The 22,220-nt window shown below is 71.2% G+C and carries 12 protein-coding genes and 2 pseudogenes; 2 read left to right on the forward strand and 12 right to left on the reverse strand.

Annotated features, from left to right (window positions below):
- Nucleotides 1-126 precede the first annotated feature (126 nt).
- The 3 genes from AB0M82_RS35430 to AB0M82_RS35440 all read right to left on the reverse strand — a co-directional run bounded on the left by AB0M82_RS35430 (nucleotide 127) and on the right by AB0M82_RS35440 (nucleotide 3,238).
- Nucleotides 127-1,635, reverse strand: a complete 1,509-nt coding sequence (locus tag AB0M82_RS35430) for an FAD-dependent monooxygenase (protein ID WP_364731582.1) — start codon at nucleotides 1,633-1,635, stop codon at nucleotides 127-129.
- 69 nt (nucleotides 1,636-1,704) lie between these two features.
- Nucleotides 1,705-2,319 carry a TetR family transcriptional regulator gene (locus AB0M82_RS35435; protein WP_364731584.1) on the reverse strand — a complete coding sequence of 205 codons (615 nt, stop codon included), beginning with the start codon at nucleotides 2,317-2,319 and terminating at the stop codon, nucleotides 1,705-1,707.
- A 247-nt stretch (nucleotides 2,320-2,566) separates the two neighbouring features.
- Nucleotides 2,567-3,238, reverse strand: a complete 672-nt coding sequence (locus AB0M82_RS35440) for a TetR/AcrR family transcriptional regulator C-terminal domain-containing protein (protein WP_364731585.1) — start codon at nucleotides 3,236-3,238, stop codon at nucleotides 2,567-2,569.
- Nucleotides 3,239-3,383: 145 nt separating this feature from the next.
- Between AB0M82_RS35440 and AB0M82_RS35445 the strand changes: the two genes are divergently transcribed.
- Both AB0M82_RS35445 and AB0M82_RS35450 read left to right on the forward strand, forming a co-directional pair.
- Nucleotides 3,384-3,944, forward strand: a complete 561-nt coding sequence (locus tag AB0M82_RS35445) for an ester cyclase (RefSeq protein WP_364731588.1) — start codon at nucleotides 3,384-3,386, stop codon at nucleotides 3,942-3,944.
- A gap of 130 nt (nucleotides 3,945-4,074) precedes the next feature.
- Nucleotides 4,075-5,316 (forward strand): PHB depolymerase family esterase, encoded by a 1,242-nt coding sequence (locus AB0M82_RS35450; RefSeq protein ID WP_364731590.1) that lies wholly within the window; start codon nucleotides 4,075-4,077, stop codon nucleotides 5,314-5,316.
- Nucleotides 5,317-5,579: 263 nt separating this feature from the next.
- On the opposite strand, the gene AB0M82_RS35455 is transcribed toward AB0M82_RS35450, so the two are convergent.
- The 9 genes and pseudogenes from AB0M82_RS35455 to AB0M82_RS35495 form a co-directional block, all read right to left on the reverse strand.
- Entirely contained in the window at nucleotides 5,580-5,828 is a 249-nt protein-coding gene (locus tag AB0M82_RS35455) for a methyltransferase domain-containing protein (protein ID WP_364731593.1), read from the reverse strand.
- A 153-nt stretch (nucleotides 5,829-5,981) separates the two neighbouring features.
- A complete protein-coding gene (locus AB0M82_RS35460; protein WP_364731595.1) occupies nucleotides 5,982-7,235 on the reverse strand; it encodes an FAD-dependent oxidoreductase in 1,254 nt (417 codons plus the stop codon).
- Between the two features lie 65 nt (nucleotides 7,236-7,300).
- Nucleotides 7,301-7,407: pseudogene (locus tag AB0M82_RS35465) on the reverse strand (IS5/IS1182 family transposase); the annotation flags it as partial.
- A gap of 64 nt (nucleotides 7,408-7,471) precedes the next feature.
- Nucleotides 7,472-8,977 carry an alpha/beta hydrolase gene (locus tag AB0M82_RS35470; RefSeq protein WP_364731598.1) on the reverse strand — a complete coding sequence of 502 codons (1,506 nt, stop codon included), beginning with the start codon at nucleotides 8,975-8,977 and terminating at the stop codon, nucleotides 7,472-7,474.
- Nucleotides 8,978-9,180: 203 nt separating this feature from the next.
- Nucleotides 9,181-9,315, reverse strand: a pseudogene (locus AB0M82_RS35475) (DNA-binding response regulator); the annotation flags it as partial.
- Between the two features lie 311 nt (nucleotides 9,316-9,626).
- A complete protein-coding gene (locus AB0M82_RS35480; RefSeq protein WP_364731600.1) occupies nucleotides 9,627-11,285 on the reverse strand; it encodes a lectin in 1,659 nt (552 codons plus the stop codon).
- Between the two features lie 1,332 nt (nucleotides 11,286-12,617).
- Nucleotides 12,618-13,892 carry a helix-turn-helix domain-containing protein gene (locus tag AB0M82_RS35485; RefSeq protein ID WP_364731602.1) on the reverse strand — a complete coding sequence of 425 codons (1,275 nt, stop codon included), beginning with the start codon at nucleotides 13,890-13,892 and terminating at the stop codon, nucleotides 12,618-12,620.
- 123 nt (nucleotides 13,893-14,015) lie between these two features.
- Entirely contained in the window at nucleotides 14,016-20,450 is a 6,435-nt protein-coding gene (locus AB0M82_RS35490; protein ID WP_364731605.1) for an SDR family NAD(P)-dependent oxidoreductase, read from the reverse strand.
- Complete coding sequence (locus tag AB0M82_RS35495) at nucleotides 20,447-22,213, reverse strand: fatty acyl-AMP ligase (protein ID WP_364731606.1); 1,767 nt, start codon at nucleotides 22,211-22,213, stop codon at nucleotides 20,447-20,449. Before AB0M82_RS35495 ends, AB0M82_RS35490 begins: the two co-directional genes overlap by 4 nt.
- Between the last annotated feature and the right edge of the window lie 7 nt (nucleotides 22,214-22,220).

Here is a 22,220-nt window from a genome sequence, read left to right on the forward strand (position 1 = left end):
GGTCATGATGTACCCGGTGCCGGCGAAGGTCCGCTACGACCGGCTCCGGCACGGCCACCCGTGACCGGCGGATGCTGTGGCCGTCGCTGGGGGCCGCGCCGGGGTTCGTGGCCCGGCGCGGGCCTCCTACGCGTTGACCGGGACGCCGAACCATTGCCGGGTGGCGTTTCGCAGCTCGTCCTGGTCGGGGTGTGTCTCGGACGACGCCCACGCCACGTAGGAGTCCGGGCGGAGCAGGAGCGCGGTGACGTCGGTGGTGGCCGTGGCGCGGACGGTCTCGACGCCGTCGGCGTGCAGGTCGCCGTCCTCGGTGAGGTCGATCAGCAGCGGTTTCCCCCGGCGGACCAGTTCGGCGAGGCGGATCGTGCTGTCGGGAGTGTGCAGGTCGAGATCGGGTGCGGGCCAGCCGGCCAGGGGGTGGGCGTCGTCGGCGACCGGGTAGCGGACGTCCGCGCCGGCGACGAGCTGGGCGAGGGCGCGCACGACGTCCGGTTGGGTGAGCAGCTCGCCGAATATCCGGCGCAGGCCGGTGATGTCGTCGCCGGGGGCGAGCAACGCGGCCTGGGTCTGGGAGTAGGTGATGGCGCGGTCGGCGATCGGGCGTCGTTCGGTCTCGTAGGTGTCGAGGACGTCGGCGGTGCCGTTGATCGCGGCCGCGAGCTTCCAGCCCAGGTTGATCGCGTCCTGCATGCCGAGGTTGAGGCCGGTGCCGCCGGCGGCGAAGACGTGCGCCGCGTCGCCGACGAGGAATACCCGGCCGTCCCGGTATCGGTCGGCGACCCGGGTGTTGCCGCCGTTGATCCTGCGCAGCACGTGCGGGCCGGCGCCGGGTGGCGGGCCGAGCGGGACGTCGGTGCCGAGCACGCGGTTGACGCTGGCCTGCATCTCCTTGAGGGTCATGGGCGTGTCGGTTTCCGGTTCGTCCCACTCGACTGTGGCGATCAGTGGTGGGAGGCCGGGCAACGGGGCGTAGGAGAACCCGCCGCGTGTGGTGCGGACGGGCAGGAACGGCAGGACCGGGCCGTGGCCGGGCACGTTCAGCGCGCCGGTCGCGGGATCGAGCCAATCGGGCGGCACGGTGGCGTGCACGGTACGGCTGGTGGTCCGGTCGTAGGTGACGCCGGGGAACTCGATGCCGGAAGCCTTGCGCACCAAGCTGTGCGCGCTGTCCGCGCCGACGACGTAGCCGGCCCGCAGCTCGTAGGTTTCCGTGTCGGGGCCGCGGACGGTGAGGGTGACGCCGTCGGCGTCCTGGGTGAGGCTGGTGAGTTCGTGGCCGCGGCGGATCTCGGCGCCGAGTTCCGTGGCGCGTTCTTCAAGGATCTGCACGGTCTTCAGCTCCGGGACCGGAAGGTTGTGGATGGGACTGTCCTCGAGGAGGCTGAGGTTGAGTGGCATCGCGGCGAACATGAAGTAGCTGCTGTTGGCCTGCGGCGGGCCGGGGCGGCCGCTGAGCCGCTCGAACAGGCCGCGGCGGTCGATCATGCGGACGACCTGCCCGACGAGGCCGTTGGACCGGGGTTGCGTGCTGGGCTCGGTCAAGCGTTCCAGCACGATCGGGCGGACGCCGCCGAGCGCGAGTTCGCACGCGAGCATCATGCCGTTGGGTCCGCCGCCGATGATGACTGCGTCCATGGTTGTCTCTCCTCTGTTTTCGGGCATGCCGAGTAGCCCGTCGAGCGGGCTTTTGTTGGTGTGGCGGGATTAGCGCGGTTCGGGCAGTCCGGCCCGGATCCGGTCGAAGACCTCGTGGAGCAGGGCCACGAGCGATCGGGTGGGGTCGCGCGTCCAGTGCGCCATCGCGGTGCCGAGCCCGGTGCTGACCACCCCGGCGACGATCTGCGGGTACAGGTCGTCGGTGGCGTTGGTGTGGGTGCGCTCGGCGATGGCGACGGTCAGCTCGTCCTGTGCCGCGGCGTGTGCGCGGAACACCTCGTGCTGCACGTCGGGCTCGGCGAGCAGTTTCTGTAGTGCCGGGAAGTACCGGTCGTCCGGTGGGCCGGCACTGCCGGGCGGCGGCTCGAACTGCGCGACGACTGCGTGGATGAGTGCGTCCCAGAGTGGTTCGTCGGCGGGGCGGTCCCGCAGTAGCTCGGCGATGCGTCGGCCTCGTTCGATGTGCGCGGCGACGATGGCTTCGGCCTTGCTGGTGAAGTAGTTGCGGAAGGTACGTCCGGAGACGTTCGCCGCCGCGGCGATGTCGTCCACCGACACGTTGTCGAATCCGCGCTCGAGCACGAGCGCGATGGCGGCGTGACTCAACGCGAGACGGGTCTCCCGCTTCTTACGTTCGCGCAGCCCGCCATCCTCTGTCGCCATGACAGCCACCCTAGCCAAACTTTCCAACTTTGCAAACTTTCCAGCATGGAAAATTTTGGCCGCGTCGACCTGGCGGCGACACTCGCCGAACTCGCCCGGCGCGGGCCGGCGGTCCGTATCCACCTCCCGACGAGGCCGGTCACGGTGCCCGGCAGCGCACCGAACCTGAGGCACCCGCTCACCAACTCCTCGACAACGCGGAACGCCACAAACGAAATCACGTAGCTGCCCCGGGCGACCCCGCCCCTCAGCGGCCGAGCCGGGCGACCACAGCGTCGAGCGCGAGGCCGACCGCGTATTCGTACTCGGCAGCGGCGTCGAACCGGGCAAGGTGGGGCGCCGCGTCGGCGACCGAGGGCAGGCCGCTGCCTTCCAGGGTCGCTTGGCGCTGGGCGATTCCCGCGACGTCGGTGGTGCCGTAGGTCGGCACGGCGTCGACCTCCCGCAGCAAGGAGCCGATGAGGGTCGCCACGAGCGCTCGGAGGAGGTGGACAGCCTCCTCGGCGGGACAGCCGGCGGCGCGTAGAACGGTCAGGACCGCCTCGATCGGGACGAGCCCCTCGAACGAGCCAAGCTGCCGGGTCAGCACCAGCGAGGCCGCCTCGGGGTGGGCCAGCGCCCGCTCGCGGAAGGCGTGGGCGATCGCCCGCAGGTCGGCGCGCAGATCGCCGGTGGGCTCCGGCAGGGTAATGGTTCCCAGGAGGTGTTCGGCGACCGCGTCGAGGAGGCCGTCCTTGCCCTCGACGTGGTTGTAGAGGCTCTTGGCGTCGACGCCGAGAACCCGCCCGACGGCGCGCATGCTGACCGCGGCGACACCCTCCGCGTCGATGACCCGCAGGGTCGCCTGGACGATCGCCTCGCGGGAGAGCCGGCTCTCGCCCTTGGCTGGGCGGCCCCGGCGCGCGGTGCTGGTGCTCATGGCGTTCATCGTGCCGGACACCCTTGCCGAAATCCACACCGTGGGTATAACGTGCCGTACCTAAATCCACACCGTGGATAAAGGAGTCGCGACCACGTCCACCCACGGGCACCTCACCCACCGCTGACCCCACAGGAGTCCTCCGATGTCCCGCTTCACCCTGCCACCCGAAGACGTGCTGCGCGCCCGCGAAAAGCTCGTCCTGGACCACTTCCGGGACGAGGTCCGCCAGGACTGGGACGCGACCCTCTCGACGTTCCCGCACCCGCACTACGAACTCATCGCGCAGATGACGGTCCACGATGGCGACCGCGAAGTCCGCGGGTACTACCACGACACCCGTGTGGCCTTCCCCGACCAGGACCACGAAATCATCGCCTTCCGCCACGCCCACGATGCCGTCATCGTCGAGTTCTGGCTCACGGGCACCCACCTCGGCCCGCTCGGCAAGATCCCGCCGACCGGCTCGAAGCACCGCACCCGGATGACCGCGTACTTCCTGTTCGACGCCGACGAAAACCTGATCGCCGAGCGCATCTACTTCGACCAGCTCACGATCCTCAAGCAGCTGATCGGTGGCCTGGACAAGAAGAAGCCCGCCGACCTGCTCACGCTCGGCCGCGCCGTGGCCGGGGCACTCACCATGGCCGGCGGCGGACCCGACCCACGCCTGACCCGCACCACCGCACCCGATCTCGACGGCTGACCGGGGAGCGCACGACGCGGGGCCACCTGCGCGGCACCGAGCCCTGCGCGACAGCACAGTGCCCCGTGAAACCGCTTTCCGAGCACCGGAACGGCGATACAATGCGGGGCGCCCGGACAAAGGAGTTCGCATGGTGAAAGCGTTCAGCCGTCGCACGGTGCTGGTCACCGGCGCGGGCGTCACCGCAGGCCTTGCATTGCCCGGCGTCGCCCACGCCTCTCGGACCGCCAGCACGGGCTTCACCCTCAACGCCGAAACGCTCGACGGCGGCGAACAGATCACCTCGCTCACCGTCGAGACCGCCCGGATCGGGCCGATCGACCCCGCGAGCCTGACCACCGGCACGTTCAGCGTGCACGCAAGGGCCACCAGCCCGATCGACACCGGCGGGCAAGACATCGGCTACGACCTCGACCGGCCCGTCACCGCCGGGCGGCTCGACCGCCACGGCGACATCGTGCTCGAGCTGAGCCACGCCGAAGGCCAGACCGGCGGTAACACCCTCGGCTACCTCGACGGCAAAGCCCGCAACGTCCGGCTCGACCTGGTCTACACCATCAAGCAGAACGCCCCCATCCGCCTGCGGCACGGCCAGTTGATCACCCTCACCGGGTTCACGCAAGGCCGGCTGACCAACCCCGAAGCCGACGCCTTCACCTACCACACCTCACGTTCGGGGATGAAGTACCGGCTGTACTCCCCCGCGTCACGCCACGGCCGCCGCCCTTTGATCGTCTGGCTCCACGGCGGCGGCGAAGGCGCTTCGCTGCCCGATGACTACTACGACAACGAGACCACGCTGCGCGCCAACCGGGGTGCGCTGGGCTTCGCCACCCGGCAAGCGCAATCGATCTTCGACGGCGCTTACGTCGTCGTCCCGCAAAGCACCTCCGCCTGGATGGACGACGGTCCCCGCTTCGCCCCGCTCATCCACGAAATCATCCGCGACGTGATCCGCACACGCCCCGTCGATCCCGGACGCGTCCTGGTCGCCGGCTGCAGCAACGGCGGCTACATGAGCCTCAAGATGACCACTGTCTACCCCAGGACGTTCGCCGCTTCGGTACCGATTTGCGGAGTCGTCACCGCCCGGAAACCCGGCGGCCCACCGTTGATCCCGGACGCCGAGCTGACCGCGATCAGCACACCCACGTGGCTGGTCGCGTCCCGCGACGACGACACGGTGGACCCGCAGGCCAACACCGTTCACGCGCACGAGCTCATCCCCCGCTCGACGGTGACGCTCTACGACCACGTCAGCTGGAACGGCCATCAGTTCCCGGGCCACTGGTCGTGGATCTACGTGGCCCGCAACGACCCGAGCACCGGCGGCACCCACGTCTGGCAGTGGATGGCGCGGCAGCACCGGTGAAGCGGGTCCCGCCGGTGCAAGGGCGGCCGACCACCGGCTTCCGGCCCCAAGATCCACAAGCAGCGACACGCGGCGGAGTGCGGCATCAGCAGGCGCAAATCCCGAACGGGCGGAAACCTCAAGCGCCGGCGTGAAGACAGGCCGAGTGTTGCCGCGGATCCGGAAGTCCACGGTCGCGGTGTGGAGCACGCTCACCCCGCCGGCGTTCGTTGGCGTCCTGGCGCTGCTCGGCTTCCACGTCGACACCGCCTCGGCCGCGCTGATCATCGGCGTCGGCGCCGTGGTGCCCGCACCGGCCGCGATGTACCGGGCCGAGGCCGACGAACCGACCCCGCCCACGGCCCCGCCAGACGCTCCTGCCGTCGCTCCAGTTTCGGGTCCTCGGCGCGTACGTGCTCGCAGAACAGCAGCCGCCCGCCGGGCCGCAGCACCCGCACGAGCTCGGCCAGCACGCGGTCGACGTCGGGCACCGTGCCGAGCACCATTGGCAGCGCGTCGGCGGCGGCTTGCACCGGCCGCACACCGGTGCGGCCTCGCACGCGCTTTCGAGCCGCCGGTACATCGCCGGGACGGGCTCGCTCAGCACCACCTCCGCCGTCCCCGGGTCCCGAAGGGGGACCTCACAACACTGTCCGTGTTCGGGCCAGGCAGGGCGCACGCGGCGATCAGGCCGGGGCGCGGCGCGCGAATTCCGGTGCCCGTTCGGGCCGGAACCCCACTCCGACGAGGTACGTGGGCACGACCTGCAGAACCGGGAATCGCCGCACCGCGGCCAGCAGCGGCCCCGGTGGGCCGGCCAACGTCCCCGTCCGAAGCGGGCCCGCGAGGTCCGCGTGCATGACCCGCTGCAACGCCTGGGCCAGCACAGTCGCGGGCAGCCGGCGCTTGCGGACCCGCGCGAGGTCCTTACCGCCGACCGTGCCGCGACGGAGCGGTCCGGCGAGCAGGGTCGCGGCCGCCACCGCGTCCTGGGTCGCCAGGTTGACGCCCACACCGCCGACCGGTGACATCGCGTGCGCGGCATCGCCGATGCACAGCAACCCCTCCGTGTGCCAGCGGCGAAGCCGGTTCAGCCGCACGTCGAGGTGTTTGACGTCGTCCATCGAAACCAGCTCGCCGACCCGGTCGGCATATTCCGGGAGGAGCTCGGCGACATCGTCCCGGAACGCCCCGATCCCGCGGTCGCGCAACTGCCCGTCGATTCCCTTGGGCGCCACGTAACCGATCTGGAAATAGCTCTGCCTCGGAATGACCACCGTGAAGCGTCCCCGCCCGGCCTTGCGGGTCAGCACACCGCTCTGCTCGCCCTGACGGCGCGAGAGCGCGAACCACCACGTGTCGAAGGGGACATCGAACTCGCTCACCCGTAAGCCGGACGCCGCCCGCAGGACCGACTTCCGGCCGTCGCACGCGACCGTGAGATCGGCCCGGATCTCCCCTTCGACGTGCTCGCCGGTACCGGTCGCCGCGCGGTACCGGACGCCGGCGACACGGCCGTGCGCCCGGACCAGCGACATTGCCTCGGTCTCCATCCTCAGCCGGAACGTCGGCTCCTCCCGGCCGGCGTCGGCGAGCAGATCGAGCAGATCCCACTGGGGAACGATCGTCATGTACGGATGCCGGACACCGAACCGGCCCAGCATCCCGAAGTCCCCGATCCGCTGCACCCCGCCCCGCTCATCCGGCAACACCACCTCGGTGACCCGGGAGCGCGGCAGCGCCGCGAACCGGTCGCCCAAACCGAGGGCGTCGAGCAGGTCCAGGGTCGCGGGGTGGACCGTGTCACCCCGGAAGTCGTCCAGGAAGTCACGGTGCTTCTCCAGCACCGTGACTTCGACACCGGCACGTGCCAGCAGCAACCCGAGCATCATCCCGGCCGGCCCACCCCCGACCACGCAACACGTCGTCCGCTCCACCAAGACCGTCCCCCATCCCGCCGTCCACCGGTCAGCGTGCGCTCCTGGCGATAATTTTCCCGCCGACGCAACGCCTTCCGGCAGGCCGGGTAATCGTAGCCCTCGTCCGCGTGCAGCTTGCGTGGCCGGCGACGAGGCCTGCCGACAGGCCCTTGACCGGGACCACGGCATCGACGATCGTCTCCAGTTCCAGGTGGTCGTCGCGGTCGTGGATCAGCGATCGAGGTCTTCCGAACCAGTCACCTGGGGAACGTCTCACCCGCGACCGAGGCAGGCTCGACGGCCGCGCACCGGGCGTTCAGCTTCGGCGTCTTCACCGTGGCCAGGTAAGTGTCCACCGCTGTGTCGACGCAAGCGGAACGGCCGTAGACACCGTGTCCCCACCCTTCGTAGGTCAACAGCATCGTGGTGCCGCGGGTCTGCCGATGAGCGTTGGCCGCCCACGAGTACGCGGTCGCGGGGTCGTACAACGCGTTCACCATCAGGATCTTCGGCGCGTTGTCGATGTCCAGGCGGTGCTGCCGGTTGTTCACCGGATCCGGCCACCCGAGGCACGCGGTGATCGAACTGTGCGCCCGGCCACCGCCGCGCATGTGCGGTGACACTCCCCGCTCAGCCGCGACGAGTGCGCGGTACTCGGTGAAGTCGCGGACCGGCAGGTGCCAGTCCTCGCAGAAGACCGACGGGAACACGTTGTCGACGACCTCGTCCGCGGCGAACGCCGACACCTGCGTGGGCTGCCGCGCGTCCAGGTCGGCGACGAACTGCGCCAGCGGTCCCCAAGCCGGGCGGTGGAACGCGCCGAGCGCGCTGGTGACGATGTCTTGCGCGGTGAGGGTCTTCGACGGGTCGCCGGGATGCCGCACCTCGCCACGGTCGGCTTTGGCGAGCAGACCGTCCCACACCTCGGTGACATCCTTGCCGTGCAGGGCGCAGGACGTGGTCCGGTCACACCACTTCGCCCACTCGGTGAACGCGCCCTCGGCCGCTTTCGCCTCGGTCACGGCGAAACTCGTCGTTCCGAGGCTGTGGTCCATGTTGCTGTCGAGCACCATGGCCCGGATCTTGTCGCCGTACCGCTCGGCGTACTGCTGACCCATCAGCGTGCCGTACGACAGACCGTAGTAGTTGATCTTCTTCTCGCCGAGCGACCGGCGGATGGCGTCCATGTCCTGGATGGTCGCGCCGGTGTCGGTGTGGTCGAAGATCGGTCCGCTGCGCTCGCGGCAGTCTTCTCGCAACTCCCGGTTGTACGAGACCAGGTCGTCGAATTCCGCCTCGGTCTTCGGGTACGTCGACGGCTGTCGCTGTACCAGATCCGTCGAGCACCTCACCGGCTGTGTACGCCGGACTCCGCGCGGATCGAAACCGACGATGTCGAAGCGCGCCCGCACGTCCGCGCTGAACGATTCCTGGCGAAAAATCGTGTAGTCGACCCCGGAGTTGCCCGGCCCGCCAGGGTTGATCAGCAGAACGCCGATCCTTCCAGCCGGGTCGGTCGCCTTGCGGCGCGCCACCGCCAGGTCGAACTCTCCCACCGAGGGCTTTTGGTGGTCGATCGGCAGTCGCAAGGTCCCGCACTCCGCGGTGAGGTCTTCGATGCACGGTTCCCAGTCGATGGCCGCCACCTCCCGAGCGGTCTGGCCGACGCCGGTGTCCGCTGGTCGAGCACTCGCCGCACCAGCGGTGAGCACCAGCGCCGAACCGGTGAGAACCACCCCGATGGCCCGCGCGACAGGTCGCAAGAGTTCCTCCAACGTGTTGAGTGGCGACAACCGTCCCAGACCCACCCTGAGATCGACCTCAGGTAGGAGGGCGCGATTCGACACCCGTGTTCCCAGCTCAATCGAGCAGCCGCATGATCCGCCGCTGGTCGTCGGGGCTCACGGGCACCCGGCCACCAGCAGGAGGTTCCGGTACTCGACGGGCCGCGGCTGGAGCTGATATGCAGTCGTTCGGCGATCTCCGGATTGCCCAGCCCGTCGGCGATGGCCCGCGCGGTGTCGAGCTCGCGTCTGGTCAAAGTGGACAGCGGACTTACGGCGAGTGCTGGACGACCGTGGCCCGTGGCGGCGGCGATCATCCATGCCGTGGCCGCCGGGGACAGCACGGGATTGCCCTCGGCGACCACGCGCACCGCGTCGATGATGCGCGCCGGTGGGGTGTCCTTGAACACGACGTTCCCGATGGCGTAGCGGACAAGGCGAGTCTGGAAGTAGCTGCGGACGATGTGCGGTTGGCGTTGGCGGCGACGTAGGAAGCGGCGGTCCGGTGGCGCGCGGTCATGCGCTCGTCCTCGCCGGTCGTGCCCGGGTGGGGTACCAGCCGCTGACCGCGCCACGGAAGTCGGTCCGGTCGGCGGCGACCGCGGAGTTCGCGGTCGCCGCCTGGGGATCAGGTGCGGGTCCACCTCTGGTTGGTGCCGCCGTGGCAGTCCCAGATGATGACCTTCGTCCCGTTGGCGGTGGCGCCGCCGTTGACGTCCAGGCACTTGCCCGACGCCACCGCCGTCACGCTGCCGTCGGAGTTGACGCGGAACTGCTGGTTGCCCTGGCCGTTGCAGTCCCACAATGTCACGGCGGCGCCGTTGGCCGTGCCCTGGTTGTAGACGTCCAGGCACTTCGCGTCGTCGTAGGCGCGCAGCTCACCGGCCGCGGTCGTGGTGAAGCGCTGGTTGGTCTGGCTGGTGCAGTCCCAGATCTGGGCCAGGGCGCCGTTGGTCGGCGTGCTGCCGGGGATGTCCAGGCAGCGGCCGGAGCTCTGGCTCACCAAGGAGAACGACGTCGGCGCGGGGCCCCCGCCACCGCTGACGACGTACACCGCGGTGCCGTGCGCCGGGACGCTGGCCGAGATGGCGCCGGACGTGGTGGTCGTGCCGTTGGTCCAGGCGTCGCGCAGCGTGAACGAGCTGCCCGACAGGCCGATCGCGCTCGCCGTGGTCGAGACGGTGGTCGTGCCGCCGCCCTGGTTGAACAGGGCGACCGCGACGTTGCCGTTGGCCAGCTGCTTGGCCAGGACGCGCCGGGTGCCGTCGTTGGAGACCTGCCTGGCCTGCAGTCCGAGGCTGTCCTGGTTGATGGCGATGAGGTTCGCGTTCTTCAGGATGGTCGAAGTGGCGGCGTCCATGTTGCGCGGGTCGTTGCCCGCGATGAGGGGCGAGGCCATGACGGCCCACAGGGCGAAGTGGCTGCGCATCTCGGTGTCGTTCATGCCGCCGCGCCCGACTTCCATCATGTCCGGGTCGTTGAACCCGCCGGGCTTGGCGTAGGACGCCAGGGGCACGGTGACGTTGACGATGTTCTGGATGCCCATCGGGTAGCCGTTGGTCTGCCCGGTGTCCCACTTGTTGGTGATGTCTTCGGTGGTGCGCCACATGTTCGCCACGTCTCCCCAGTTGCGCCGGGGCCCGGTCTTGTCGTGGATGCTGTTGGAGTTGATGCTGTAGACGATCGGGCGGCCGGTGGCGCGCAGCGCGTCGCGCATCTTGGCGAACGTGCGCACCTGGTCGTCGATCGTGCCGCTGGGCGAGCACCAGTCGTACTTGAGGAAGTCCACGCCCCAGGCCGCGAACTGGCGGGCGTCCTGCTCCTCGTGGCCCAGCGCCCCGGTCGAACCGGCGTAGGAGTTGAAGTACTGGGCGCACGTCTCGGCCAACGGCGCCTGGTAGATCCCGAACTTGAGGCCCTTGCCGTGGATGTAGTCGCCGAGCGCCTTCATGCCGCTGGGAAACCGGCTCGGGTCGCCTTGGAGGTTGCCCGCCGAGTCCCGGTTCGGGTTCATCCAGCAGTCGTCCACCACGACGTACTCGTAGCCCGCGGCACGCATGCCGGAGTTGACCAGCGTATCGGCCATCTGCCTGATCAACGCCTCGTTGATGTTGCAGCCGAACGTGTTCCACGAGTTCCACCCCATCGGTGGCGTGCGTGCCACACCGTTCTCCAACGCCTCCGCGGACGACGTATGCAGTACCGCCGTCATCGCGGACAGCAGCAGCACGCCTGCCGCTAACAGCGTTGCCGCCCTGCGAGGACGGGGAAGTCGTGTTGCTGTCACCCTGATCTCACTCCTCGGTGCGTACGGCTTTCCGGCTGCCATCCGTGCTGCCGCACGGCCGGGCACAGCGCTGCCCGTTGCTCCGGAATTCCGGATTCGACAAATTCGCCGGCGGGCTGTGACGCGGCGGCTTCCGTCAGCGGCGCAGGCTTCGGCGGAGACAGTGTGGCACTCATTGTTCACGCTCACAAGAGCGTCTCTGCAAGAAGGTATGCGGCAATCCGGGTGAACCACCGTTCGGGACGGAGTCCTCGTTTAGGGCTTTAGCACTGCTTCTATCTGCGGTTACGTGGTTCCTTCCCAACTGTTCGATGGTTCGACGCCAGGTAAAACTTGTTTAGCGCTAACATTCAGCACGGGAAGAAGCGTTGACTGCCAGGCCTCTGCACGACTACATCGGCTCGTATTTTTATAAGATCACCATCGGGTAGCCGGAGCGCGCTCCGGGCCCACCCGCAATCGATGTCACCGTCTTCGGGATCCTTGGGTTTCGTTCCGGTGTTTCGGTCGGAGCGTTCGTGGACCTTGAAGCGCGGCCAAGCTCGGCACCGGGCGCATCCGCGGCGCGGCCGTTGTGGGTCACATCGACCGAGTCGGCTTGGTCCGAGACGAGCGCACCTCCGCTACTGAAAGCGGAGTTCGAATACAGACACAATCGACACCCGAATCGGTAGCCCCTCACTGACGAAACCAACAGGTCAGAGGTTGCGCAGGGGCTACCGATGCTCCGGCCTTTGTGGAGCTGGCGGTGCTACAACTGGCGCCCGTGCCGGAACGCAACGACGTCCAGCGCCTCGGCGCCTTGCTCGCCGGAGTCGGCGGAACCGGGCTTGAAAACACGCTGACCTCGCCGGGACTGGCCACTCCTCGCACGGTGCTCGGAGAGACGCATGCCATGAGAGCCACGCCAATGACACCGGCAGGCAGCCGCTGTGAGCGAGCGACTCGCCGAGCACCTGGATCAGAGCCTGGCCGGACCCGGTCCTGCCGCCCAGGCTTAAGTAGCCGCCGAGCGCGCCTCGGCAAGCGGCACTCGGTCGCCCGACGCGGGGACCGGCTGCGCGGCTGACACAGGGTCGTAGGTGCGGGTTCCGGCTGCACGGCGCAGCTTGACTTGATGTTATTCGACTGCCTCCAGACCCGGAGTCGTGCACCAATCGTACGTTTGTTCCGCTGTCCGGACGCACCTGCTGAGCCGTTCCACGCAAGCGACGCCGATCACGGGCCCGGCGGTCGGCACGCCCGAACCGCCGGAGCCCCTCATTCCCGAGTTGGCGGAAACCGGCGACGAAGCACCGTCCTGACCGGACGAATGCCCCGGATCGCCGTGCGCTATCCGGGGCCGGCCGCGCCATTCCGGGACTCGTGGCGGAGTGCCATGGCGCGGAGCACCATCTCCATGGTGAAGCGGGCCTTCGGGTCGTGGAGGCGGTCTCCGAAGACCTGCTCGAGCTGGCGCAAGCGGTAGCGGACCGTCTGCGGGTGCACCACCAGCTCGGCCGCGATCTTCGGGATCTTGCCGCCGTGGCCGAGCCAGGACAGCAAGGTCTCGGCCAGCCTCAGCTGGGTGGCCTCCGAGAACCCGGCCAGCGGGCCGAACTGGTGGCGGGCGAGCTGGTCGACCAGGTCTTCGTCCGACAGCAGCCACAGCGTGGTCAAGTGCTCGGCGCACCAGGTGATCCGGGCCGCGGGCAGAACCCCGCGGGCCACGAGCCGTTCCGCGGCGCGGGCCCAGCGCAGCGAGTTCGCCGCCTTGTCCAGCGGTGTCGGCGGGCCCACCACGATCCGGACTCCGAGGTCCGATGCGATGCGGTGCAGCCGGTCCTGGTCGATCGGGGCCGGCAGGAGCAGGTGCGGTTGCGGCAGCTCCAGATTGCTCAGGACGTCCGTCCCCCACGAAGTCACCGGTGTGCGGCTCACGTGGGCGTGCGGCTCGACCGACACCGCGGCCACGGTGTCCGGTGGCGCCCAACCGACGGCCTGGGCGGAGTCGGTGATCACCTCGACGGGGACGGCCGGCCGCTCGAGGACGAGCTGCAGCAACCGCCGGCGCAGGCCTTCGCGGGCGCCCTCCATCTCGGCCTGCGCCTCGCGGTAGCCCTGGAAGGACATTTTCGCGAGCTCGTCGGCGTAGCCGAACAGCATCTCGCCCAGCCGTCCCATGGCCATCGACGACAGGTGGTGGCGCTGCCCGAGCCGCATGATGCCCTGCCAGGCGACCCGGGTGCCCACCCGGTACGCGGCGTGGAGGTCGTCGAGGGTGCGGCCTTCGCGCGCTTCGCCGGCACCCAGCCGCCGGCACGTCTCGTGCAGCTTGTCCCGCGCGGTCGCCGGGTCCTCGACCAGATCCACGAAAAGCTTGACAGCACAGTCGACGCCCTGCCGCGTGACGTGGGTGTACCGGCCCTCGCCCGGTCTGGCGTAGACCGGAACCGCCCGCCAGACCTCGCGGACGATCTGCTCGACCAGCCTGGGCAGCGCCGGCCGCATGAACTCGGCGAGCTCGCGGGCCTGACCGCGTCTACGGAGCTCGTCTTCCTCGCCGTCATCGGCCGGACGCCGGACGGCTGTGGCGGCAAGCTGATGACCGTTTTGCCGGGGTGTCAAGCGTTCCTCCACCCGTCGTTCTGGCATTCCACGCTTTACCCGGAAGTAAAACAGTGGTCACGGATCACAGTAAACCGCCAAGGGATGGCATCGCTCCCTCGACCGATCAAGACCGTGCCCCGGTCACGGGGCAACCGCCGGTTTTCGCAGTGCGGCCAGGGCGCTGTCGAGGTGCCTGGCGATCACCTCGACGTTCGGAGCGTCCAGAAGCGACAGGTGGTGCCCGGGGACGACGACGAGATCGAGGTCCGGGCAGACCGCGTCCCAGCCCCTCGCCGGATCGGTCCGGTCGAATCGCGGATCCCGCAGCCCACCCGGCACCGGCGAAGCGGCGCTGTAGAAGAGCGTACGGCCGGGATAGACCGACGGCTCGTAGCGTTCGAGCAGCCGGGCGTCCAGGTAGGACGCTCGCTGGTGCGCCAGGATCGCCCCGCTCACCCCGGGATCGATCAGCCCGGACCGGCGGAGCGCGGCGACCAGGAGGTCCGCTTGCGCCGGTTCGTCCAGTTCGGCGAGTTCCTCGTAGGGAAGGTTCACCTCGCCCCCGTAGGCGGTCCGGAGGAACTCCTGGTAGCGGGTCAGCCGAACCCGCTGGACGTCGGCCTCCGCATCGGCGGGCAGGGGCAGGATCGGGTCCACGAGCGCGAGCAGTTCGACGTCCTCGCCGGCGGCGGTCAGCTGTTGCGCCGCTTCGAAGGCCAGGAAGCCGCCGAACGACCACCCGGCCAGCCGGTACGGACCGTGGGGCTGCATCCGCCGCAGTTCGGCCAGGTGGCACTCGGCCCGTTGCTCCACTGTGGACGTGTCGGCCACGCGATCGAAGCCGTAGGCGGGGACGTCCGGATCCAGGAGATCGACGAGCTGGCGGAACACCCCGGTGTCGCCGCCGCCGGGGTGGAAGAAGAACACCGGGGACCGGGCACCCGAGTCCCGCAGCACCCGGACCGGACCGGTGACCCGGTCGCACTCCCGCACCACCGCGGCCATCAGCTCGACCGTCGGCCCGGCGAACAGCCGGTCTTTCGTGAGCGCGGTTCCGGTGCGCGCGGAGATCAGCTCGGTGATCCGCCCGGCCTGGCGGTCGTCGCCGCCGAGCGCCGAAAACCGCTGGGTCACCCCCACCGGCACACCCAGCACTTCCTGCCACGCGGCGGTGACCAGCCGCTCGGCGGCGTCTCGCGGTGGCACGACGACGGTCACCGCGTCCGGCCGCGGTCCCGCGCCGGCGATCCCCAGTTCGGTGTACAGGTGCTTCCGCAGGTCGGCCAGCGTCGCCCCGCGCAGGATCGTCGCCAGCGGCAGGGGCACGCCGAAGTCGTGGTCCACGGCGTTCCGGATGCGGACCGCCAGCAGCGAGTCCACGCCGAGACCGACGAGCGGCACGTCGTCGACGAGCGACGGCAGTTCCAGCACCGACGCCACGCGCTCCGCAAGCTGCCGGCCGATCAGCTCCCGCGCTTCGGCGGGGGCGCGATCTCCCCACGACACCGCCCCCGGTCCCGCGCTCTCGCCGGGAGGCCGGCCGAGTATTCCGGCGAAGAACGGGACCGAGACCAGATCCGGGAACTGGGTGGCGAGACGGCGGGTGTTCAGCCGCACGGCGCCGAACCCGGACGCGCCGGCACTGACGACGTCGGCCAGCAGGCCGAGCCCTTCCCCGGGCTGGATGGGACGCATCCACGGGACCTCGATCCCGGCGGCGGCGCCGACGCCGGCCCAGGTGCCCCAGTTCACCGTCGTGGCGGGGAGGCCGGCGGCCCGGCGCAGGGCCACCAGCGCGTCGACGTAGGCGTTGGCCGAGGCGTACGCCGGCTGCCCGGGCAGCCCGTGCAACGCGGTGGCGGACGAGAAGGCCAGCCACCAGTCCAGTGCCCGCCCCTCGCTCGCCCGGTGCAGCCGCCAGGCGCCGACGGCCTTCGCCCGCCAGGTCCGGTCGAGGACGTCCTCGTCGAGCCGCTCGACCGTGCGGTCGTCGAAAACCGCGGCGGCGTGAGCGATACCGCGCAGGTCGCCCGCGGCCTCGACCAGCCGTTCGGCGACGCCCGGCTCCGCGATGTCCCCCGGCACGACCACGACCTCGGTGCCCGCCGACTGGAGCTGCTCGATCACCGCGGTCGCCTCGGGGCCCGGCCCGGACCGTCCGTTGAGGACGATGCGGCCGGCACCGCGCTCGGCGAGGTCGCGGGCCAGGAGCAGGCCGAGGCCGCCGAGCCCGCCGGTGATCACGTACCCGGCCCCTCGGCGAACGAAGGGGATCTCGCCCGCCGAGGGGGCGGTGGCGCGCTCCATGCGCGCCGCGTACCGGCAACCGGTGCGCCACGCCACCTCGTCGTCGTCCGCGTCGGCACCGACCTCGACTGCCACCTGGGAAAGGCCGTCCGGGTCGAGGTCCAGCAGCGTCGCCCGGACGGCCGGCTGCTCGAAGGCGAGCACCCGGACCAGGCCGCGCAGCGCTGCGGGGCCGGGTTGCCCGGCCTCGCCGGGCCGGACGGCCGCGGCGGCGAGGGTGACCAGCCACAGCCGCGGCGGGCGGCCGGGCAGCGCCGTCAGCTCACGAACGCAGTCGACGGCCGTCAGCACCGCGCGCTGCCCGGCCTCCGGAGCACCCGACGTGTCCCCGGGAACCAGCAGCACCACGGCGGACGGCCGGTGCCGGACCAGCAGCTCGCGGTCCAGCGACGAGACCACGACCGCGCGGGCCCCGGCGCGCTCCAGCGCGGCGATCGCCTTGTTCGCGAACGGGTTGCGCCGGCCCGCGACCACGAGCACCCGGTCCGCCCGGCCGGCGGCGGGCGGGTCGGTGGCCCGCCAGACCCGGGTGAGCAGCGCGTCGCGCAGGTCCGGCGTGCGCGGCACCGGCCGCATGACGACACCGGCGATTTCGAGCACCGGCCGGCCGGTGCCGTCGACCAGGCACAGGCTGCCCGCACCGCCGGCATCGACCCGCAGTCTCGCGAGCACCCCGGTGCGCACGTCCCCGCGGACCCGGACGGCACCGAACGTCACCGGCACGTACCGATCGTCGTCCGCAGTGGACAAGGTGGCCGCGAATCCCTGCAGGCAGGCGTCGACCAGCACGGGGTGCACGAGGTAGCCGGCACGCGGTGCCGCGTCGGGCAGTCCGATGTGGACTGTTGCGTCCGTGCTCGTCCCGCGGACGCCGGTGACGCCCCGGAACGCCGGACCGTAGCCGATCCCCAGCGCGCGCAGCCGGTCGTAGAGCTCGGCGGCGGCCATCGGCACGGCCTCGTCCCCGCCGGTCGCGTCCGGCGGCGGCAGCGTCCCGGGATCGGTGACCACGTGGGCGTCGGCATAGCGCGTCCAGGTACCGGCCGGTTCCTTGGCCTGGACCGTGAACCGGTGTGCCGCACCGGCTCCGCCCTCGAGGGTGACCGTGACCGGAGTGCTCCCGGCGAGCGGCAATGGCTGGTACAGCACCAGATCCGTCAATCCCAGCCGGTCCGCCGGGACGTCCAGTGCCGCCGAGGCAGCCGCGAACGCCATCTCCAGGTAGCAGGCGGCCGGCAGCACGGGCGTGCCGTCGACCCGGTGGTCGGCGAGCCAGGGCAGCCGCCCGGTGCCGAGGTCGGGCCGCCAGAGGTGGATCGTGCCACCAGGGTGCTCGATGTGCTTGCCCAGCAAGGGATGCTCGCCGGGAGCTACCGGCGGCGTGACCGGCGGCGCCCAGTACCGGGTGTGGTGCCACGTGGTGAGGGGCAGATCGACCAGCTCACCCGCCGTCCGCGCCGGCAGGTGCCCGTGCGCCAGCAGCGCCCCGAGCGCCGCGTGGAATTCGCGGCGCTCGTCGTCGGAGCGTCGCAGGGTGGCCAGCGTGACCGCCTCGCGGTCCGTCGCGGCGGCCGTCTCGGCGATGGCGTGCCCCAGTAGCGGATGGGGCGCGACCTCGACGAAAGTCCGGTACCCGTCGGCCAGGGCGGCCTCGACCGCGGCGAAGAACCGGACCGGCTGGCGCACGTTGGCCGCCCAGTAGCCGGCGTCCGCGACGGCGAGGGTGCGCGGGTCGTCGAGCGCGGTCCAGTACACCCGGGTCTCCGGCGTCACCGGCAGCAGGTCCCCCAGGTCGGCCCGGACGGCATCGGCGGCCGTCGCGACGAGCCGGCAGTGGCCGGCGACCGTGGAGTTGACCAGCCTGGCCAGCAGGCCACGCGCTTCGACGACCGCCGCCAGGGCCCGGACCGGGTCGGCCGGCCCGGCGACGACGGTCATCCCCGGCGAGTTGAAGGCCGCGATGTCGACCTCGGGGTGGTCGGCGAGCAGGAGCTCCACTTCGGACGCGGGCAGCTCGAGCACGGCCATCGCCCCGGTGCCCGCGGTCTTTGCGAGCTCCCGGGCCCGCCGCCGGGCCAGCCGGGTGCCGTCCTCCAGCGAGAGCGCGCCGGCGGTGACCGCCGCGGCCACCTCGCCGAGCGAATGCCCGATCACCGCGGCCGGCCAGGCCCCGTGGTGTGACCACAGCCGGGCGAGCGCCACCTGCACGGCGAACACGACGACCTGGAGCTGTTCGAAGGACTCCGGTTCGGCGCCGCGCTGCAGGGCGCCCCGGACCGAATCGCCGGATTCTTCCCACAGGGTCTCGTCGATCTCGTCGATCGCCGCGGCGAACGCCGGCTCCTCGGCGAGCAGCCGCCGTCCCATGCCCGCCCACTGGGAGCCGAGCCCGGAGAACACCCACACCGCCCCCGGACCGGAACGATCGCTCCGGCCGATCGAGACCCCGGCCGGCGTCTGGCCGGCGGCCACCGCCCGCAGCCCGGCCGCCAGCTCCCCGGTCGTGCCCGCCGTGACGACGGCGCGGCACCGGCCACTCGCCCGCCGGGCCATGCTGTGCTCCACATCGGACAGTGGGGTGTACTTTCCCGGCCCGCTCAGCCAATCGGCCAGCCGTCCGGCGGCTTCCCGCAGCCGTGGCTCCGACGGCGCGGCCACGAGGAACTGGCCGGGCCGGTCCGCCGGCTCGTGGCCGCCGGCCGGCACCACCGCCTGCTCGACCACGACGTGGGCGTTGGTCCCGCCGAAGCCGAAGGCGGACACCCCGGCCAGCGCCGGACGCCCGGTGACCGGCCACGGACGGCGCTCCGGCACGACGGCGAGCCCGAGGTCGCCGAACGGGATGTGCGGGCTGGGGTTCGTGAAGTTCAGGCTGGCGGGGATCTCCCGGTTGACCAGGGACAGGACGACCTTGATCAAGCCGGTGATCCCGGCAGCGGCTTCCAGGTGACCGAGGTTCGTCTTGACCGAACCGGTGAGCAGCGGACGATCCGCGGGCCGCCAGGTGCCCAGCACGCTGCCCAGCGCACTCGCCTCGATCGGATCGCCCAGCGGTGTCCCGGTTCCGTGCGCCTCGACGTAGTCGACCTCGGTCGGGTCGACGTCGGCCGCGACACACGCCGCCACCAGCAATTCCTGCTGGGCGTGCGGCCGGGGCGCGGTCAAGCCGTTCGACCGGCCGTCGGAGTTCACCGCCGAGCCCCGCAGGACGGCCAGCACCCGGTCGCCCGCGCGCACCGCGGCCGGCAGCGGCTTCAGCACGACGACCCCGATGCCTTCACCGCGCCCGATCCCGTCGGCCGCCGCATCGAACGCCTTGCACCGGCCGTCGGGTGCGGTGACGCCCAGCCGGTCGAAACCCGCCGTGATTTCGGGCCCGAGCACCAGGTTCGCCCCGGCCGCGACCGCGAGCTCGCACTCGCCCGCCCGCAGGCTCTGCATGGCCAGGTGGACCGCCACCAGCGACGACGAGCACGCGGTGTCCACCGCGACGCTGGGGCCGCGCAGGTCGAACGCGTACGACAGCCGGTTCGCCGCCACCGCCATCGAGGCGCCGGTGGCCGTCCAGGCGTCGATGCGGCTCACGTCGGCGAGGGTCAGCCGGCTGTACTCGGTGCCGCCGACCCCGGCGAACACCCCGGTCGCGCTGCCCCGCAGCCGCTCCGGCGCCAGCCCGGCGTGCTCGAACGCCTCCCAGGCGACTTCCAGCAGCAGGCGCTGCTGGGGGTCCATCACGCGGGCTTCCCGCGGCGTGATGCCGAAGAACTCGGCGTCGAACCCGGCGATGTCGTCGAGGAAACCGCCGTGCCGCGCGGTGCCGGAGAGCACCTCGGCCTCTTCCGGGGAGTCGTGCCCGAACTGCGGCCACCGATCGGCGGGGACCTCGACGATCCCCGCACGCCCCTCGCGCAGCAGGTCCCAGAACGCGCCGGGGCCGTGGACTCCCCCGGGCAGCCGGCACCCGATGCCGATCACCGCGACGGGCGCTCCCGCTCCCGGGACACCGCACGGCACGGCGGAGGCGGCGAACCCGGCCTGCTCGCCGGCCAGCGCCTGTGCGAGCAGGCGGATCGTCGGGTACTCCCAGAGCAGCGCCACCGGAACGTCGTTGCGCAGCAGGTTCTCGAGGTCGCCGGCCAGCTCCAGCGCTTCCCGCGAACCGAGGCCGTGGTCACGCAGCGGCCGGTCCACGTCGACCGACGCGGGTTCCACCGCGCACAGGTCCGCGATCGCCGCGACCAGCCAGTGTTCCAGCTCCGACGGCGTCATCGAGCGCACCGGCCACCGGTCGCGAGGACGCCGTCGAGGTAGCGGTCCCGCGCCTCCGAACGGGCGATCTTCCCGCTGGACGTGCGCGGCACGCTGCCCGGCTGGACCAGAACGAAGTCGGCCAGCCGCAGGTCGTGGTGCCGCGACACGGCCGCCCGCACGGCCCGCTCGACCTCGGCGATGTCCGGCTCGCGGTCGCCGGTCCGGACCCGTTCGGCGACCACGACCGGTACCTCGCGGCCGTTCTTCTCGACGCTGAAGGCGGCCAGGCGGTCGCGCTGGATGGCGTGGTGCGCGTCCTGCACGGTCGCTTCGATGTCGTGCGGGTGGTGGTTCCGGCCGTCGACGACGATCAGGTCCTTCAGCCGGGCGGTGACGAACAGCTCGCCTTCGTGGATCACCCCGAGATCGCCGGTGCGCAGCCAGCCGTCGGCGGGGACACCGGCCTCCGCTGTGGCGAGCATGCCGTCGAAAGTGCTTTCGGACTCGGCGGCCCGCCCCCAGTACGCCGAAGCGACGTTGGGGCCGTGGATCCAGATTTCCCCGACTTCGCCGTCCGGGAGCACGAGCCCGAGATCGGGGTCGACGATGCGGAGGTGCTGTCCGGCCGGGCGGCCGACGGACACCATCGTGACCGTTCGCTCGCCCGGTCCGGCCGCGGGCACGGCCGTGCCCTTGCTCAGCTGGTCCCGGTCGAACGCCACCGCGCGCGGCGGGGTGCCGGCCGGTGTCGTGGTCACGAACACCGTGGCCTCCGCCAGGCCGTAGGAGGGCCGGTGCGCGGTCGCCGCGAACCCGGTCCCCGCGGTGCCGGACAGGAATCCGGCGACGGTGGCGTCCCGCACCGGCTCGCTGCCGTTGATCGCCACCTCGACTCCGCTCAGGTCGAGGCGGGCGCGCTCCTCGGCGGTCAGTTTCGCGGCCGCGTACTCGAACGCGAAGTTGGGCGCCGCGGTCAGGACTCGCGGGTGGCTCGCCAGCATCCGCAGCCAGCGCACCGGGCGCCGGGTGAACGCCGACGGCGTGGTGAACACGGTCCGGCAGCCCAGCACCACCGGCAGGCAGATGAGCTGGAGCAGCCCCATGTCGTGGAAGAAGGGCAGCCAGCCGACGCTGGTGGTCGAGGCGTCCAGGCCGAAAGCCGCCTGGGCCTGCCTGATGTTGGCCAGCAGCGCGCGGTGGGTGATGACCGCGCCCGCCGGGCGCCGGGTCGACCCCGAGGTGTACTGCAGGTAGGCGGGTTGCTCCTGGTCGATGCGCACCGGCAGGAACTCGTCGGCGGACCGGGTGCCGATCCGGTCCACGACCAGGACGCGCCGCGGTTCCGGCACCTCGCCGCCGTGCTGCAGCTGCCGGACCGCGGGCAGCGCCGACGATGAGGTGAGCCACACCCGGGGCGCGCAGTCGGTGAGCGCACCGACGAGGCGGCGCAGGTGCGTGGGCCCGCCGGGCTCGACCAGCGGGACCGCGGTCAGGCCGGCGTACAACGCGGCGAGGAACCCGGCGACGTAGTCCAGGTTCTGGGGGCACAGGACGGCCACGCGATCACCCGGCTCGGCCAGCCGGTCGAGCCGGACCGCGATGGCCCGTGCCCGGCGGTCGAGCTCGAGCCAGCTCACGGTGCTCGGCACCCCGTCGGTGCTGCTGCCGAAGTCGAGGAACGTGAAAGCCGGATCTTCGAACCGCGCGCCCCCGGCGTGCCGAGCAAGCGAAACCGTCACCGGTTCGAAGGCGAATTCGGGCACATTTACTTCGACAGGCATGACTATC

It is taken from the genome of Amycolatopsis sp. NPDC051128 (assembly GCF_040682715.1).
In the GTDB taxonomy this organism is placed as follows: Bacteria; Actinomycetota; Actinomycetes; order Mycobacteriales; family Pseudonocardiaceae; genus Amycolatopsis.

Bases quoted from the DNA above. Each gene is read 5' to 3' on its own strand.
- AB0M82_RS35430 (WP_364731582.1), bottom strand. From the start codon at position 1,635: ATGGACGCAGTCATCATCGGCGGCGGACCCAACGGCATGATGCTCGCG.
- AB0M82_RS35435 (WP_364731584.1), bottom strand. From the start codon at position 2,319: ATGGCGACAGAGGATGGCGGGCTGCGCGAACGTAAGAAGCGGGAGACC.
- AB0M82_RS35440 (WP_364731585.1), bottom strand. From the start codon at position 3,238: ATGAGCACCAGCACCGCGCGCCGGGGCCGCCCAGCCAAGGGCGAGAGC.
- AB0M82_RS35445 (WP_364731588.1), top strand. From the start codon at position 3,384: ATGTCCCGCTTCACCCTGCCACCCGAAGACGTGCTGCGCGCCCGCGAA.
- AB0M82_RS35450 (WP_364731590.1), top strand. From the start codon at position 4,075: ATGGTGAAAGCGTTCAGCCGTCGCACGGTGCTGGTCACCGGCGCGGGC.
- AB0M82_RS35490 (WP_364731605.1), bottom strand. From the start codon at position 20,450: ATGACGCCGTCGGAGCTGGAACACTGGCTGGTCGCGGCGATCGCGGAC.
- AB0M82_RS35495 (WP_364731606.1), bottom strand. From the start codon at position 22,213: ATGCCTGTCGAAGTAAATGTGCCCGAATTCGCCTTCGAACCGGTGACG.